The following is a 16,008-nucleotide window of genomic DNA, read 5'->3' as shown; positions in this document are numbered from 1 at the left end:
GATCCTGATGAGGTGAACCAACCATGTGTGATCTGAATGACCAGGAAGAACTGAAGAAATACACGCGCCGCGACTTCGCTGCATGGACCGCATCCGCCGGCCTGCTGTCGACGCTGCCCAGCGTGGCCAATGCCGTCGCCGTGACCGAGCGCGAGGTGACCATCACCACGCCAGATGGCAGTTGCGACGCGTACTTTGTCGCACCCACGGCGGGCGCCGCACCCGGCGTGCTGGTGTGGCCCGACATCTTTGGACTTCGCCCAGCCTTCAGGCAGATGGGGCGGCGCCTGGCCGAATCGGGCTACAGCGTGCTGGTGGTGAACCCCTTCTACCGGCAGAAGAAGGCGCCTACCGCGGCGCAGGGCGGCAAGACGCCAATCCCCGAAGTGTTGCCGCTGATGCAGGCGCTGACGCCGGCCATGCACCTGAGCGACGGGAAGGCCTTCGTGGCCTGGCTCGATGCCCAACGCGAGGTGGACAAGGCGCGCAAATTGGGTACCACCGGCTATTGCATGGGCGGGCCGATGGCGGTGCGTACGGCCACCGTGGCGCCCAACCGCGTGGGCGCCGTTGGAACCTTCCACGGCGCCGCCATGGTGACCGCCGCGCCCGACAGCCCGCATCGCCTGGTCGCCCAGACACAGGCGCGTTACCTGATTGCAGTGGCCCAGAATGACGATGCAAAGGAGCCCGATGCCAAGGTTGCCCTGCGCACCGCGTTCGACAGCGCGAAGCTGGCGGCCGAGGTGGAGGTCTACCCCGCGGCCCACGGCTGGTGCCCGCCCGACACGCAGGTCTACGATGCCGCCCAGGCCGAACGAGCCTGGACGCGCCTGCTGGCGACATTCAGCACGGCGCTGGCCTGATCGCAGCGATCGGCTGACGAACCCACCCGGGGCGCGCCAGTGTCTCGGCCGATGTTCCGCGCGTCGAAAAACTACCTCGACGTGATCACTTCGGCTTGAGCGGATACAAGCCGCCGTCGTGGTCGTCCTCGATTGGGCCGCCGATGGAGCCCGGCAGTTGATTCAGTTCGCCAGCGCGTGGTCGATGCCCGCCAGCACCCAGCCATTGCCAGCCGCCACGGCCGCCGCACGAACCGCCTGCAGCCGGGCGATCGCCGCCGCGTCGTGGCCCGACTTCGCCGCCGCGATGATGGCGCGCGCCCGCTCCACCATCAACGCGACCCAGGGCAAGGGCTCGACCTGGAACTTCTGCTCCAGCAGGTCCGCATAGTGCAGCGCACGCGGCCAGTCGCGGGCCGCGAGGCAGGCCTCCATCGCGCTGCGGTAGAACCAGAGGTAGTTGTGCGCGATCCCGGTTTGCAGCAGCAAGGCTTCGCCTTCGGCGAGGTGCGCGACCCGTTCTTCGGCGGAATCCGCAACGCGCGCCAATGCACCTTCGAGCGCGGCGCCAATGAAGCCGAGGCCGGTCTGGCGCGCAAGCTCCAGCGCCAGGTCCAGGTCGCGGCGGGCCTGCGCGCGGTCGCCCCGCCGCAGGCTGTGGTCGGCGGAGAAGGACAGCACGGTCGCCTCGTAGCGCCGTGAACCGGCCAGTCGTGCGAGTGCAAGCGACTTCTCGGCCGACGCGGTGGCTTCCTGCAGGCTGCCCGACTCGGTGAGCAACTGGGTCAGCGAGGCATGCGCGAAGACCAGCACGGAAACGATGCCGAAGCGTTGCGCGTCCTCGCAGACCGACCGGGCCTCGGCAACGGCGGCTGGCAACTGGTTGGCATACCAGAGGCAGTGGCCGATCATGCAGCGGTTGGGGCCGGTGGTACGGATCTGATCCTCGTCGCACAGCGCGACACAGCGCCTGAAGTAATCGAGCGCGCTGGACATGCGGCCCTGGGCATAGCGCGCATCGCCAAGGCCGCTCAGCGCCCGCGCCTGGCTCTCCGGGTCGGCGCATTGCTCGGCCAATTGCAGCGCCAGGAGATGCTCCGCGTCGCATTCGGCGATCCGGCCCTGGGCGAAATAAAGATTGCCTTGCGTGTGATGAATGCGCGAGCGTTCGATGGTCAGGCCGAGCCGCTCGGCCATCGGCCGCGCCTCGCCGAGCGCGTGCATCGCCGCCACGAATTCGCCGGTCACGCGGTAGCCGGCGGCGATGCCCATCAAGGCGCGGCAGCGCAGCAGGTCGTCGCCGGCCAGTTCGAGCGCACGCTGGAACGCGGCGATCGATTCGGTCGAGCGTCCGATCTCGCGCAGCATCTCGCCGCACAGCAACGCCAGCTCGCAGCCGACCGCGGCATTGCCCCGCGCCGGGTCGGCCGCCACCGTACCGCCGCGCTCGGCCAGCCGCAACGCGCTTTCGAAGCGCAGGCGCGCGGCCTCCTGCGCCGCGGCGCGCAGGTAGGCCGCCGCGGCCGTCGCGTCCTCGGCCCGGTCGAGATGCTCGGCCTGCAGCAACGGGTCGTCGGTGTCGAACCAGCGCGCCGCGGCAAGGTGCAGTTCGCGCCGCCGGCTCTTGAGCGTCGAGGCGTAGACAGCCTCCTGGATCAGCGCATGTGCGAAAAGGAAATCCGGGCCGTCGGGCCGCACGATGTCGGCCGCCACCAGCACGTCGCAACGCGCGTCCGGCACGCCCGCGACGCCGCGCAGGTTGGCCAGCGAGAAGCGCTTGCCGATCACCGCGGCGGCCTGCAGCGCGGTGCGGTCGGGTGCGGCCAGGCGGTCCATGCGCTCCAGCACCAGGCTCTGGATGGTCGGCGGCACGGAAGGCAGGAGGCCGGGCGTCTCGCCGGCACGCGCGGTCCGCAGCAGTTGTTCGAGGAACAGCGGGTTGCCCTCCGCGCGCTCGATGCACATCAGCGCGAAGCGGCTCGTCGCCTCCACCAGCCCACCAGCCAGCAGGCGGGCCTCCTGCGGCCGCAGCGGCGCGAGATCAATGGTCATGAAGGCGCTGCCATGGATCGATGCCCGCCAGGCCTTGTCGATCGGATCGCCCTCGATGCGCGAGGTGAGCAGCAGGATCATCGGCGCGCGCGCGGCCGCCAGGGTGATCGCCGCCACCAGCCGAAGCAGTTCCGGCGAGGCCCAATGCAGGTCCTCGATCAGCACCAGTTGAGGGCGCGCCGCGGCGGCCCGCTGCAGCAAGGCGCCCAGCGCCTCGCCCGCGCGCCGCTGGCGGGTGGCGTTGTCCATCGCCTCGAAGATCGCCTCCAGCGGCTTCGGTTGCGGCAGGCCGAGCCACTCGTTGACGAACATCACTTCGGCATCCGTCACCAGGCCGCGCGCAATAGCTGCCTGCAGCGCCGCGCTGCGCTGGCCCTCGTCGTCGGGCGCGCCCACCTGCAGCATCGCCTTCAGCAGGGTCGAGATGGCGTCCTGCCCCTTGCCCACGCCGAAGTCCAGCACCTGGCCCGAGGGCGTGTCGAAACCCATGTCGCGCGCACGCGCCTGGAACTCTTCCACCAAGCGCGACTTGCCGATGCCCGCATCGCCACGCACCAGCACGGTCGCGCCGGCGCCCGTCTCGCGCACGGCGTCGAGCGCACCTACCAGTTGCCCCAACTCGGCATGGCGTCCGACGAAGGGCATGCGTTCGCCGCGCGCCTGGCGCAGGCGGAGTACGCGCCACAGCTCCATCGGCGCGCCGAAGCCCTTCACCACCTGGCTGCCTGCGGCCTCCACCTCGACGCTGGCGGCGACCTCGCGGTACAGCGCATCGGAGATCAGCGTCTCGCCCGCCTGGGCCAGCGCGTCGAGCCGGGCGGCCAGGTTGACCGCGTCGCCGGTGACCGAATACTTGGCCTTGCCGCCGCCGCTGATCACCGCGGCCACCACCTCGCCCTTGGCGATGCCGATGTGCAGCCGCAGCGGCACGCCGTGGCAGTCCGGAACACCGGCAGCCGCGCCGTGCATCGCCAACGCGGCATGCAGCGCGCGCTGCGCATCGTTGCCATGCGCGACCGGTGCGCCGAAGACTGCCATGACGGCGTCGCCGGCCCGGTCGAGGACGCGGCCGCCGTGCGATTCAACGACGCCGTCCATGGCATCGAAAAAGCGCCCGAGCATCTCCTGGATCTGCTCCGGATCGGCGCTGGCGCACAGCGCGGTGTAGCCGGTGATGTCGGCGAAGAGCACGGCGGCCTGGCGCCGGTCTGCGGTGGCCGTGTCGGGCGCCGCCCAGACGTTGCGCGCGGGCTGCTGCGGCGGTTGCGCCGGGACGAGTGAGGACGGGACGACTGCTGGTGCGGCGACCGCTGGTGCAGCGCCCTGCGTCGGCGCGCCGCATTCGCTGCAGAACTTCGCCAGCGCCGCCAGCGCGTGGCCGCAGTTCGCACATTGGCGCGGCAGTGCCGTGCCACATTCCGCGCAGAACTTGGCCCCCTGCGCATGTGGATGGCGACACTGAGGGCACTGCATCCGGCGAGTGTCATCCCTGTCGCGCGCCGTGTCGAGGGACGCGGGCCAATCTTCAGGGAGTCGAAGCCAAGCCCGCTGAACTTGGCACTTTGCCGGTTGTCAAACGCATGTCGCCGCGAACCGGTTCTTGATGCGACGACAGGAGGTAAACACCATGAAGCACGTGAAGCATTGGCAGGATCCCCTGAACGCCGCGCTCGGCATTTGGCTGATCCTCTCGCCCTGGCTGGTGGGCTTTCAGGACCAGTCGACTCCGACGATGAATGCGGTGGCGGTCGGGATCCTGCTGGGCGCAGCTGCACTGGGCGCGACCTTCGTGCCCCGTGCATGGGAAGAATGGACCGAAGGTGCATTGGGCTTGTGGATGCTCATCTCGCCCTGGGCGCTCGGCTTCGCGGCGATGCGCGATCCGATGATGAACGCCGTGGTCACGGGCATTGCCGTGGTGGTGCTGGCCGCGTGGGTGCTGGCGACCGACAAGGACTATGTCCACTGGCGCAGGCCGGCGCATTGACCGATTCGACAGGTTTCCAGCGCCAGTAGAACTGGCGTGCCGAGGGCGTCAGCATCGGGCATACCGTGCGACAGCGATCGTCCTGAAGCCCGGTTCGTCGCACCCGGCTGCGGATGATGCGGGTGCCGGCCACCGACTGCGCTTGCAAGCGCGCCGGGGCCGCCCTATAAGAGTCGGCCGCAGTTCGACCGAAGGAGCACCTATGTCAGACGACCTGAGCCACTTCAAGCCCCTCGACCCGGGCCGCGTCAACGGCCACGATCCGGTGGAGATGCAGTACTGGTGCCAGCAGCTCCATTGCACGGAGGCGCAGTTGAAAGACGCGTTGACGAAGGTCGGCGACCACGTGACCGCGGTGCGCAATCAACTGGCCTCGAAGTGACGGCGCTTGCGTAGTTGGGTTGGACAGCTACAGCGCTGTCGATGGCCGCTGCGCCATGGCCGTCCGCCAGCGCTGCAGGTGCGGGTGCCCTTCCCCCGGCTTGACCTTCACGATGCGTGCGAAGTCGACGGCCACCACCGCGGTGATGTCGGCAATGCTGAACCGATCCGCGGCAATGAAGTCGCGCCCGGCCAGGCGCTCGTTCAAGGTGACGAAGAACTGCTGCACCCTGGCCAGGCCGCGCTGGGCCAGTTCGGGAATCTGGCCATAGTCCACCGGCCCCGGCAGAGCCCGATTGGCCATCGCCGGCACGCTGTTGCGCAAGGCCTCGGCAATGGCGACCAGGCCCTCGAACTCCACGCGCCAGTTCCAGCTCGCGATCTCGGCCTTTTCAGCCGGCGTGCTTCCCAGCAGCGGCGGCTCCGGAAAGCGCGCCTCCAGCCAGGCAGTGATCGATGCGTTGTCGGTGAGAAGCAAGCCGTCGTCGGTCTGCAGCACGGGCACGGTGCACTGCGGATTCAACTTGCGGAAGGCCTCGCCGAGTTGCTCCCCGCTCCTCAGGTCCACCTGGACCGTTTCATGCGCCACGCCTTTTTCGGCGAGCAGGATGCGGGCGCGACGCGGGCTCGGCGCCGTGGCGCAGTCGTAGAGGGTGATCATGGTGTGGATGTCTCGTCTTGGTGGTTTTCGTTCTGGGAGGGAGTACGGCGTCAGCTCGCCGGTGCGAGCTTGTCCTGGGTTTGCGTATCGAAGTCGGCGGCCTCGTGGCGCTCGTGCAGCTGGCTGGCCGGATTGCCCCAGGTGCGGTTGACCATGCGTCCGCGCTGCACGGCCGGACGCCTGGCGATCTCGTCGGTCCAGCGCAGCACGTTCGTGTATTCCTGCACCTGGAGGAACTCGCCCGACTCGTAGAGCTGGCCCTTGACGAGCGTGCCGTACCAGGGCCAGACGGCCATGTCGGCGATCGAATACTCATCGCCTGCGAGATACGGGCTCTCGGCAAGCCGCCGGTCCAGCACGTCGAGCTGGCGCTTGACCTCCATCGCGTAGCGGTCGATGGCGTATTCGATCTTGCTTGGCGCGTAGGCGTAGAAGTGGCCGAAGCCGCCGCCAAGGAACGGCGCGCTGCCCATTTGCCAGAACACCCACGACAGGCACCCGGCGCGCTCGGCGCCGGCCGCCGGCATGAAGGCGCCGCCGAACTTCTCGGCCAGGTACATCAGGATCGCGCCGGACTCGAACACGCGCACCGGCGTCGGCCCGCTGCGGTCCAGCAGCGCGGGGATCTTGGAGTTGGGATTGACTGCGACGAAGCCGCTGCCGAACTGCTCGCCCTCGTTGATGCGAATGAGCCAGGCGTCGTACTCCGCGCCCTGGTGGCCCAGCGCCAGCAGCTCCTCCAGCATGACCGTGACCTTGACGCCGTTGGGCGTGGCCAGCGAATACAGCTGGAGCGGATGGCGACCGACCGGCAAATCCTTGTCATGCGTCGCACCGGCGATCGGGCGATTGATGTTGGCGAAGCGGCCGCCGCTGTCCTTGTTCCAGGACCAGACGGAGGGTGGCGTGTAGGGGGCATTCATGCGTTGGTCTTTTCAGGAGAGGAATTCAGGGTGCCGTGGCGCAGCCTTCGGGCTTGAACACGCGCGTGGTCGAAGCCGGGAACTTCGCGACCTTGTCGGCCGCCCGGCGAGGCCGCGGCAGCAACTCGCCGCCGCAGTTGGGACAACGTCCGGCCAGGCGCGTCTCGGCGCAGTCGCTGCAGAAGGTGCACTCGAAGGAGCAAATGCGGGCGGCTGCGTCGTCGGGTGGCAGGTCGCGGTCGCAGCATTCGCAACCTGGGCGCATTTGAAGCATGGCAGGAACCTCGGTCAGTTGGGTCGCTGCATTCTGCCTTTGGCTCGCGGATGGTGCCCGGGCTCTTGGCAAAGCCGCCCGTGGCTGCTACACAAGCCGCATGGCCACCTTCGAATGGATCATCGTGCTGCTGCTCGGCGCCGCGCTCCTTGCCGCGCTGGCGCGCAACCTCGGCGCACCCTACCCCACCTTCCTCGCGCTGGGCGGCACGCTGCTCGCGTTCGTGCCCTCGAGCCCGAACTGGACGCTCGACCCGCATCTTGCATTGACGCTGTTCGTCGCGCCGGTGCTGGTCGACGCGGCCTACGACACCTCCTTGCGCGACCTGCGCCTGAACTGGCGGCCGGTGGCCGGCCTGGTCATCGCGGCGGTCGGCACCACCGTCCTCGCCGTCGCCTTCGTGGCCCGCTGGCTGGTGCCCGACATGCCGTGGCCCGTGGCGATCGCGCTGGGCGCCATCGTCGCCCCGCCTGATGCGGCCGCGGCCACCGCCGTGATGCGACAGGTGAAGCTGCCGCACAAGCTGCTGAAGATCCTCGAGGGCGAAAGCCTGCTGAACGATGCGAGCGCGCTGCTCGTCTACCGGCTCGCGATCATGACGATGATGGCCGGGCACCTGGGCTTCGGCAGCGTGGCGCCCGTGTTCCTGTTGACGCTGTTCGGCAGCCTGGCGGCCGGCGTGGGCTGCGCCTATGTGCTGCGGCCGATGATGGGCGTGATCCACGACGTGCCGATCGCGCTGATCGTGCAGTTCGCGCTGGTCTTCGGCGTGTGGATCGCGGCCGAGGCGATCGGCCTCTCCGGCATCCTGACCCTGGTCGCCTACGCGATGGCGGTCGCGCGGAGCGGCTCGCAGATGGCCGCGCGCATGCGGGTGCCGATCTTCGCGGTGTGGGAGTCGGTGGTCTTCGTGCTGAATGCCTTCGCCTTCGTGCTGATCGGCATGCAGTTGCGGCCGATCTGGTCGCGGCTGGAAGCTGGCGGCGGCCAGGCGCATGCGCTGGCCACTGCTGCGGTGGTGCTGGTCGTCACCATCGCGGCGCGCTTTGCGTGGGTGATGGTCTATTACGCATTCAAGCGCCGGCGGGCCGATGCCTCGGCCGATCCATTGCGGCCACGGCCCACCCTCGGCGGCGGCATCGTGCTGTCATGGGCGGGCATGCGCGGCATCGTCACGCTGGCCGCGGCCTTCGCGATTCCGGAGACGCTGCCCGACGGCACGCCCTTCCCTTTCCGCGACCTGGTGCTGCTGTGCGCCTTCGCGGTCGTGCTCGGCACGCTGGTGCTGCAGGGCCTGACGATGGCGCCGCTGATCCGCGCCATGGTCCTGACCGACGACGACCCGGTCGGCCGCGAGATCCGGCTTGGCCGCACGCACGCGTACACCACGCTGCTCGACGCGATCAAGGACGACGACACGCTGTCGGGCAAGCTGCTGCGCAAGGAATACGGCGCGGTGGTCGAGCTGAATTCGAGCCATGCCGCGGATGCGCCAGTCGATGACGTCCCCGGCGGGCCGCTCCGGCGTCGTGCGATCGCGGTGGCACGGCAACGCGCGTTCGAGTTGCGGCGCGACGACGTGATCGGCGACGACGCCTACCGGGTGCTGGTGCAGGAGCTGGATTGGGCGGAACTGAGCGCGGGCGGCGGCAGGCAGGGCTGACACGGAACAGACGCCGCCACCAGCGCTCGCCGCGCCGCAGCGGCAATCGCCATCAACCCACCGACGCTTCCCTCGCCACCGTCGCCGGCGGCCTTGCCGCGGCCCGCGCGCTCGTGATCGACCACCCGAAGATGCCCATGCCCACCACGGCCAGCAAGGCGCCGACCCAGCCGGTCGAAGTCCAGCCCAGGCCGGCGCTGATCGCCAGCCCGCCCAGCCACGCGCCCAGCGCATTGGCGGTGTTGAAGGCCGAATGGTTCAGCGCCGCGGCCAGCGTCTGCGCGTCGCCGGCCACATCCATCAGGCGGATCTGCAGGGCCGGCCCGATCGCCACGGTGGTGCCGATCAGGAACACGCAGATGCCGGCCGTGACCACGTGGTGCGCGGCAAAGGTGAAGGCCACGAGCACGAAGAAGGCATACACGAGCAGTCCGCCGATGGTCTTCGTCAGCGACTTGTCCGCCAGCCGCGCGCCGACCAGGTTGCCCGTGACCATGCCCAACCCGAACAGCGCCAGCACGAAGGGCACCCCGGCCACCGACATGCCGGCCACTTCGGTCAGCGTCGGCTTGATGTAGCTGAACACCGAGAACATGCCGCCGAAGCCGATCGCGCCGATGCCGAGCGTGAACCAGACCTGCTTGCGCTTCAAGGCGCCCAGTTCGCGCCACGGGCTCGCACCGATGGCCGGCTGGATGTCGGGGATGTCGCGCCGCAGCAGCGCCACCGCGATCAACGCGACGATGCCGACGAACACGAAGGCCGCGCGCCAGCCGAACACCTGGCCCAGCCAGGCCGCGATGGGCACGCCGACCAGCGTGGCGCCGGTGAGCCCCAGCATGACCAGCCCCACCGCGCGCGCCCGTCGGCCGGGCGGCGCCAGCGCCGCGGCCACCAGCGCAGCCACGCCGAAGTAGGTGCCGTGCGGCAGCCCGGAGGCAAAGCGCAGCAGGTTGAGCGAGAAGTACCCCGGCGCCACCGCGCTCGCGAAATTGCCGAGCGCGAAGAAGGCCATCAGCGCGATCAGCAGCATGCGGCGGTGCCAGCTCGCGGCCGCCACAGCCAGCACCGGCGCACCGATCACGACGCCCAGCGCGTAGGCGCTGATCACATGGCCGGCCTGCGGGATGCTCACGCCGATGTCGCGCGCGACTTCGGGCAGCAGGCCCATGATGACGAACTCGCCCGTGCCGATGGCGAAGCCGCCGACGCCGAGCGCAAGGATCGCGCGGAGGAAGTTGACCTTGTCGGGATCGATGGACGGGGAATCCACGCCGTCGGGCATGGGAGTGGCAGCGTTCAAGACCGGTTCCTCCTGGGAGGCCCGGCGAAGGCTGCGGGCCAGGCCGCGATTTTAGGGAAAACCCCTAAACCTTTGCTTCTCGTCGGAATCGGCCCGGGCTCTGCCCGATCGCCCGCTCGTGTCGTGGCTGGCGCTGCGCCTTGGCGCCGATGCCCGCATCAGGTCGATGCCACCTGCACACCCGGCGCACCCGGCTCGACCGTGAAGCGCGCGATGCGAGTCACTGGCGAAGTCGCCAGCTTCACGTCATCGACCGCCATGAAGTCCACCGTGCAGGCGCGCGCATCGAGCGACATCAGGGCATAGCCGCGAACGTCGCCACGGCCGTAGCGCAGGTGCGGGTTCTTCGCGAGCAGGTTGGCGACTTTCGAAGGGCTCGGCCCTTCGGAGGTGATGGAGCCGCCCACGAACTCGGTGGCCACGGGCCCGCCGTCCGGCGTGCGCTTCAGGTCAGTCGCGAAGAAGGCGTGCACGTCGCCGCTGATCACCAGCGGGTTGCGGCGCGGGTCGGCGGCCAATGCATCGAGCAGCCGGCCGCGGGCTGCCGCATAGCCGTCCCATCCGTCCATCCAGTACCCGTGCTCCGGGCCGCTCTTGCGGTCGGCTTCGGCCATCAGGGTCTGTTGCGCGATGACGGTCCATCGGGTGGGCGGGAGTTGCAGTTCCTGCGCAAGCCAGGCCTCTTGCGCCTTGCCGAAAAAGGAGCGCTCCGGCGCGAGCCGATCGGCGCAATCGGTCAGGGGCGAGGCGCTGCGCTTGATCAGGCAGGCGTGATGCGAGCGGTACTGGCGCCCGTCCATCAGCAGCACGTCGAGCATCTGGCCGAAGCGGTAGCGGCCGTAGATGGTCGTCGACGGGCCGCGCGGCCGCATGCGCATCGGAACGGGCATGTGCTCGAACCATGCCTGGTATGCGGCGGCGCGCATGGCCAGGAACTCGTCGGCGTCGACGCTGCGCGGCGATACGTCGTCGGTGTAGTCGTTGGCGACCTCGTGGTCGTCCCAGGTCACGAGCCACGGATGCGCGGCGTGGGCGGCCTGCAGGTCGGGGTCGGTCTTGTAGTGCGCATGGCGCGTGCGGAATCCGGGCAGGTCGGTCGGGATGCCGCCCGCGTGCTTGCGCACATGGCGCGAGCCCCAGGAGCTTTCGTAGATGTAGTCGCCGAGGTGCACCACCAGGTCGAGCGATTGAGCGGCGATGTCGCGATAGGCTGCGTAGAAGCCTTGCTCGAATTGCTGGCAGGAGGCGAACGCGAAGCGCGCGGGCGTGGCGGTGTCGTCCTCGGCGGGCGCGGTGCGCGTGCGGCCGACGGGGCTGCGCGCATCGCCCGAGGTGAAGCGGTACCAGTAGAAGCGCGCGGGCGCCAGGCCCTGCAATTCCACGCGCACCGAATGGGCCAGCTCCGCCGTGGCGCGCACCGTTCCACGCTGCACGATGCGGTGGAAGCGCTCGTCCTCCGCCAGCTCCCAGGCGACGTCCACTGGCGCATCGTCCATGCCGCCAGTCGGCTGGAGCGGATCGGGCGCGAGGCGGGTCCACAGCACTATGCCGCCCGGTCGCGGGCAGCCCGAAGCCACGCCGAGCGTGAAGGGGTCGCGCCCGCGCCAGGTCTGCGCATGCAGTTGCAGGAAGGGCTGGCCGAGCGATGCGGCTGCCAGGGCGCCGCCGAGGATGCGTCGACGCGAGAGCGTGGGGAATGAAGTCGTCATGGCGAATCACGCCGACGGGATGCCGGCACGGTGCCAGTGTATTGAGGGAGGCGCTGATCGAGTCCTCCGCTGACCGCGCGCCCTGGCGGCGGCCTTGCCCGGAATCTCCTTACTGCGGCGCCATCGCCGTGCGAGCGCGCACCAGGTCGACGAAGCTTTGGAGCTCGGCGGGGTCGACGTCCGAGATGGCCCAGGCGTTCATGCCGGCCGCGGACCAATGGACCAGGTTGTAGCCTTGGCGAGTCAGGCGTCGAGGCGGCTGGTCGCGCTGGCCCGGCGCGGCCGGCCAGGTGAAGAGGTTGATGACATGCGAGCCATGCCCGTAGACCATCGCGGCCACGGTGCGGCCATCGATGTAGTCCAGCCTGCCTCCCGACATCGGAAAGCCCTGCTCGGCCAGGTCGATGACGGGCGGCGAGAAATCGATCTTGCCGGCGAACCACGGCTTGACCGTGTGGTGGTTGGTCGCGCGGATGTCGGCCAGGTGATCGGCCAGCAGCGAGCGCACATGGCTGGCGGTGACTTCGTCCTGGATGTCATTCGTCGGGGGCGCGACGAGCAGGATGCTTGCCGCGATCCACGCGGTGGCGAGGCCGGCGCCAAAGAGCGCCAGCGATTCGAGCACACGGCGCCAGCGCGCGGGCAAGCCGGCCCGAGCCTGCAGCGCCTGCGTCTCCTGCATCGTCTGCGGCATGCCGGCGCGAATGCGCAGGGCCAGCGCCTCAGGCGGCGCATGGCGCACCGCATGCTGGCGAAGCAGTTGCGACAGGGCGGTGTCTTCGGCGTTTTCCATGGTCTTCATGCTTTCCTTTCGCGCAGCGCGGCCGGGCTTGCAGTCGTTGTCGCCGTCGTCGCGGGTCGCTCGCCCTGCAAGGACTTTCGCAACATCGCACGCGCCCGCGACAGCCGCGACATGACGGTGCCCACCGGCACGCCGGCCACGCGGGCGATGTCCTCGTAGCTCATCTCCTCCAACTCGCGCAGCACGATGACTTCGCGGAAGGCAGGGGCCAGGTCCGCGATGGCCTGGTTGACGCGCGCGGCCTGGTCGCGGTGGTCGAGCAGGAGGAGCGGGTCCGCATGGCTCGCGTCCGCCTGCGCCATGATCGCGTCGCTGTCGCGCACCTCGTCGAACTCGACCTGGTCGTCGAGATGACGGTTCTGCCGCAGCCAGTCATGGCAGGCATTGCGGACGATGCCCAGCAGCCATGGCCGCACGTCCTCGCCGCGCACGTCCTTGAAGAATCGGAAGGCGCGCAGGTAGGCCTCCTGCACCGCATCCTCGGCGCTGCGGTCGTCGCGCAGCAACCAGCGCGCAAGGTTGTACGCGGCATGCAGGTGCGGCATGACGGTGGCGTCGAAGGTTCTGGCGGTCGGGGTCAACGGCTGCTCTTGATCAGGGGACGGGGCGCAGGCCGGTTTTATTCCAATCCCGACCGACATGCACGGGCTTTGCGCGGACCGGGAATGCGGCGCGCTGGCCGCGCGTCATGCATGGGTCCATCCAACGACTGATCCCTTGAAAGAGGTTCGCCCATGCGCTTCATCCAACTTGCCTCCGTCCTGCGGCGCGGCGCCGTCGCCGCGGGCATTGCCATGCTGGCCGCCACGGCCCTTGCCGCCGGGCCCAAGGTCTACGTCGGCAACTTCAAGGACAACACGATCAGCGTCGTGGACATCGATGCGGCCAAGGTCGTCGCGACCGTGCCGGTGGCGGCGGGCCCCGACGGCATCGTGGTCAGCGCCGACGGCAAGAGCGTGTTCGTGAGCGGGTCCAGCGCGTCGTCGCTCAGCGTGATCGATGCCGGCAAGGACAGCGTCGGCAAGACCATCGAGGTCGGCAGCGGACCCCAAGGCCTGGCGCTCCGGCCCGACGGCAAGCAGGTGCTGGTGGCGGTCAACGGCGCGGACCGTGTCGCGTTCATCGACGTGGCATCCGGCGCGGTGGCCGATACGGTGCCCGTGCCGAAGCCCCACACCATCGCGATCAAGCCCGATGGCAGCCAGGCGTACGTGTCGTCGCAACAGCCGGGCAGCTTTGCCGTGGCCATCGTCGACATGGCGACGCACAAGGTGAGCGGCGCCATCGCGCTCGACAAGCCGCCGCGCGACCTGGAGTTCTCCCCCGACGGCAAGCGGCTCTACCTCACGCTGGCCGGCGCGCCCGCGGTCCAGGTGGTCGATGCCGTCGCGAACAAGATCGTGGCGCAGATTGCCACCGGCGTCTCGCCGCACATCGCGCAGCACTTCGCTTCGCTGGCGCAAGGCGTGGTCGTCGTGCAGGGCCCGGGCGAACTCCAGTTCTTCGACCCGGCGACGAATGCGGTGGCGCGCAGCATCGCGGTCGGCAAGCAGCCGCACTGGGTCGACATCACGCCGGACGGCAAGCGCCTCGTGGTCAGCAACGAAGGCGGCAATTCGATCAGCATCGTCGACCCCGCGTCTGGCCAGTCGCAGACGGTGGATGTCGGCAATGCGCCGCGCAAGGTCGCGATGCAGCACGCGTCCTCTGCCGGTCATGCCGACATGGGCGGCGGCGTCAAGGTGTCGATTGCCAACTTCGCCTTCGTGCCGGGGCCGACGACCATCACCGCCGGCCAGAGCGTGACCTGGCGCAACGACGACGGCGCGCCGCATGGCGTCGCCTTCCAGGACAAGGCGCCCGGCGCGCCGCTGCTGCTGCCCGGCGAGCAGTTCAGCCGCCGCTTCGACAAGCCCGGCAGCTACGAGTACGTGTGCTCCGTGCACGCGTACATGACGGGCGTGGTGGTGGTCAAGCCGGAGCCGGCGCGTCAGCTTTGAACATGAGCTTGATGCCGCGCACCGCCTGGCGGATGCGCGCCTCGTTCTCGATCAACGCAAAGCGCACATGCCCGTCGCCGTGGTCGCCGAAGCCGATGCCGGGCGACACACAGACCTTTGCTTCTTCCAGCAGCTTGCGCGAGAAGGCCAGCGAGCCCATGTCGCGGTACTGCGGTGGAATGCGCGCCCAGATGTACATCGAGGCCTTCGGCAGGTCGACCTCCCAGCCGGCTTCGGTCAGGCCCTTGTGGAGCACGTCGCGCCGGCGCTGGTACTGCGCGGCGATGTCCTTCACGCATTGCTGGTCGCCTTCCAGCGCCGCGATCGCCGCGACCTGCAAGGGCGTGAAGGTGCCGTAGTCGTGGTAGCTCTTGATGCGGGCGAGCGCGGCCACGAGGTCCGGGTTGCCGACCATGAAGCCGATGCGCCAGCCCGCCATGTTGTAGCTCTTGGAGAGCGTGAAGAACTCGACCGCCACGTCCTTCGCGCCCGGCACCTGCATGATCGACGGCGCCTTCCAGCCGTCGAACACGATGTCGGCATAGGCGAGGTCATGCACCACGAAGATGTCGTGCTTCTTCGCCAGCGCGACGACGCGTTCGAAGAAGCCGAGCTCCACGCACTGCGCCGTCGGGTTCGACGGAAAGCCCAGCACGATCATCTTCGGCTTGGGGTAGCTGCCGCGGATGGCCTTCTCCAGCTCGGCGAAGAAGTCGACGTCCGGCGACACCGGCACCGAGCGGATGTCGGCGCCGGCGATGACGGCACCGTAGATGTGGATCGGGTAGCTCGGGTCGGGCACCAGCACGGTGTCGCCGCGGTCCAGCGTGGCGAGCATCAGGTGCGCCAGGCCTTCCTTGGAGCCGATGGTGACGATGGCTTCGCTGTCGGGGTCGATGTCGACGGCGTAGCGGTCCTTGTACCAATGCGTGATGGCGCGGCGCAGTCGCGGGATGCCCTTGCTGGCCGAGTAGCCGTGCGTGTCGGGCCGCTTCGCCACTTCGGTGAGCTTGGCCACGATGTGCGCGGGCGTCGCGCCATCGGGGTTGCCCATGCTCATGTCGATGATGTCTTCGCCGCGTTGCCGCGCCACGAGCTTGAGCTCGGCCGTGATGTTGAAGACGTAGGGAGGAAGGCGGTCGATGCGCGCAAAGCGGCGCCTGCCTGACGAAGCTGCAGTCATGTGTGGAACTCTCACGTAAGCGCCCGGAACCGTCCGAGCGACGTGGCCTGCCGTGAGGGCGGACCCGCGACGATCTTAGCGGGTTCAACCTGGAAAAAGCAGTTGGATGCGCCCGAGTGCGCCGTGATCGGCGCGCCAGGCAAGGCGCGAGAACGCGGCGGGCTGATGCCCGCAAGGCCGAGCAACGCCGCATGGCGCGTCGAGCGCGGTGCAATCGGGTGCATA

At 69.1% G+C, this 16,008-nt stretch carries 14 protein-coding genes; 5 read left to right on the top strand and 9 right to left on the bottom strand.

Annotation, left to right across the window (positions count from 1 at the left end):
* The first annotated feature begins 23 nt into the window (after positions 1–23).
* Positions 24–866 carry a dienelactone hydrolase family protein gene (locus HCU76_RS01415; protein WP_213955361.1) on the top strand — a complete coding sequence of 281 codons (843 nt, stop codon included), beginning with the start codon at positions 24–26 and terminating at the stop codon, positions 864–866.
* 162 nt (positions 867–1,028) lie between these two features.
* On the opposite strand, the gene HCU76_RS01410 is transcribed toward HCU76_RS01415, so the two are convergent.
* Positions 1,029–4,370 (bottom strand): adenylate/guanylate cyclase domain-containing protein, encoded by a 3,342-nt coding sequence (locus HCU76_RS01410; RefSeq protein WP_218508220.1) that lies wholly within the window; start codon positions 4,368–4,370, stop codon positions 1,029–1,031.
* A gap of 154 nt (positions 4,371–4,524) precedes the next feature.
* On the opposite strand from HCU76_RS01410, the gene HCU76_RS01405 reads away from it, so the two are divergent.
* Complete coding sequence (locus tag HCU76_RS01405; protein WP_213955359.1) at positions 4,525–4,884, top strand: SPW repeat protein; 360 nt, start codon at positions 4,525–4,527, stop codon at positions 4,882–4,884.
* Between the two features lie 202 nt (positions 4,885–5,086).
* On the top strand, positions 5,087–5,266 hold the full coding sequence (locus tag HCU76_RS01400; protein ID WP_213955358.1) for a DUF3606 domain-containing protein: 180 nt from the start codon (positions 5,087–5,089) through the stop codon (positions 5,264–5,266).
* Positions 5,267–5,293: 27 nt separating this feature from the next.
* Here the strand turns inward: HCU76_RS01400 and HCU76_RS01395 are convergent, their stop codons facing one another.
* Genes HCU76_RS01395 through HCU76_RS01385 form a run of 3 tightly spaced genes read right to left on the bottom strand, consistent with a single transcriptional unit; the run spans position 5,294 to position 7,123 of the window.
* Positions 5,294–5,926: a glutathione S-transferase family protein gene (locus HCU76_RS01395; RefSeq protein ID WP_218508219.1), complete on the bottom strand. Its 633-nt coding sequence runs from the start codon at positions 5,924–5,926 to the stop codon at positions 5,294–5,296.
* Positions 5,927–5,976: 50 nt separating this feature from the next.
* Positions 5,977–6,849, bottom strand: a complete 873-nt coding sequence (yghU, locus tag HCU76_RS01390; RefSeq protein WP_218508218.1) for a glutathione-dependent disulfide-bond oxidoreductase — start codon at positions 6,847–6,849, stop codon at positions 5,977–5,979.
* Between the two features lie 25 nt (positions 6,850–6,874).
* The gene (locus HCU76_RS01385; RefSeq protein WP_213955355.1) at positions 6,875–7,123 is read right to left on the bottom strand and encodes a DUF1272 domain-containing protein; all 249 of its coding nucleotides are present in this window, start codon (positions 7,121–7,123) and stop codon (positions 6,875–6,877) included.
* A 100-nt stretch (positions 7,124–7,223) separates the two neighbouring features.
* On the opposite strand from HCU76_RS01385, the gene HCU76_RS01380 reads away from it, so the two are divergent.
* Positions 7,224–8,786, top strand: a complete 1,563-nt coding sequence (locus HCU76_RS01380; protein WP_218508217.1) for a sodium:proton antiporter — start codon at positions 7,224–7,226, stop codon at positions 8,784–8,786.
* A 52-nt stretch (positions 8,787–8,838) separates the two neighbouring features.
* On the opposite strand, the gene HCU76_RS01375 is transcribed toward HCU76_RS01380, so the two are convergent.
* From HCU76_RS01375 to HCU76_RS01360, 4 genes are all read right to left on the bottom strand, one after another.
* Positions 8,839–10,089, bottom strand: a complete 1,251-nt coding sequence (locus tag HCU76_RS01375; RefSeq protein ID WP_371319736.1) for an MFS transporter — start codon at positions 10,087–10,089, stop codon at positions 8,839–8,841.
* A 158-nt stretch (positions 10,090–10,247) separates the two neighbouring features.
* Positions 10,248–11,798, bottom strand: a complete 1,551-nt coding sequence (locus tag HCU76_RS01370) for an alkaline phosphatase (protein WP_218508216.1) — start codon at positions 11,796–11,798, stop codon at positions 10,248–10,250.
* A gap of 109 nt (positions 11,799–11,907) precedes the next feature.
* Positions 11,908–12,600 (bottom strand): anti-sigma factor, encoded by a 693-nt coding sequence (locus HCU76_RS01365; protein ID WP_256353908.1) that lies wholly within the window; start codon positions 12,598–12,600, stop codon positions 11,908–11,910.
* A complete protein-coding gene (locus HCU76_RS01360; protein ID WP_218508215.1) occupies positions 12,597–13,181 on the bottom strand; it encodes a sigma-70 family RNA polymerase sigma factor in 585 nt (194 codons plus the stop codon). Before HCU76_RS01360 ends, HCU76_RS01365 begins: the two co-directional genes overlap by 4 nt.
* Before the next feature lie 153 nt (positions 13,182–13,334).
* On the opposite strand from HCU76_RS01360, the gene HCU76_RS01355 reads away from it, so the two are divergent.
* Positions 13,335–14,600, top strand: coding sequence for a plastocyanin/azurin family copper-binding protein (locus HCU76_RS01355; RefSeq protein ID WP_218508214.1), 1,266 nt, complete (start codon positions 13,335–13,337; stop codon positions 14,598–14,600).
* Here the strand turns inward: HCU76_RS01355 and alaC are convergent.
* Positions 14,572–15,783 (bottom strand): alanine transaminase, encoded by a 1,212-nt coding sequence (gene alaC / locus HCU76_RS01350; protein ID WP_218508213.1) that lies wholly within the window; start codon positions 15,781–15,783, stop codon positions 14,572–14,574. The genes HCU76_RS01355 and alaC overlap by 29 nt on opposite strands.
* Positions 15,784–16,008 lie beyond the last annotated feature (225 nt).

It is taken from the genome of Variovorax sp. dw_308 (assembly GCF_019207085.1).
Taxonomy (GTDB): Bacteria; Pseudomonadota; Gammaproteobacteria; order Burkholderiales; family Burkholderiaceae_C; genus Variovorax.
The sequence above is the reverse complement of the archived record's forward strand: the minus strand, read 5'-3'. Positions and strand labels throughout refer to the sequence as shown.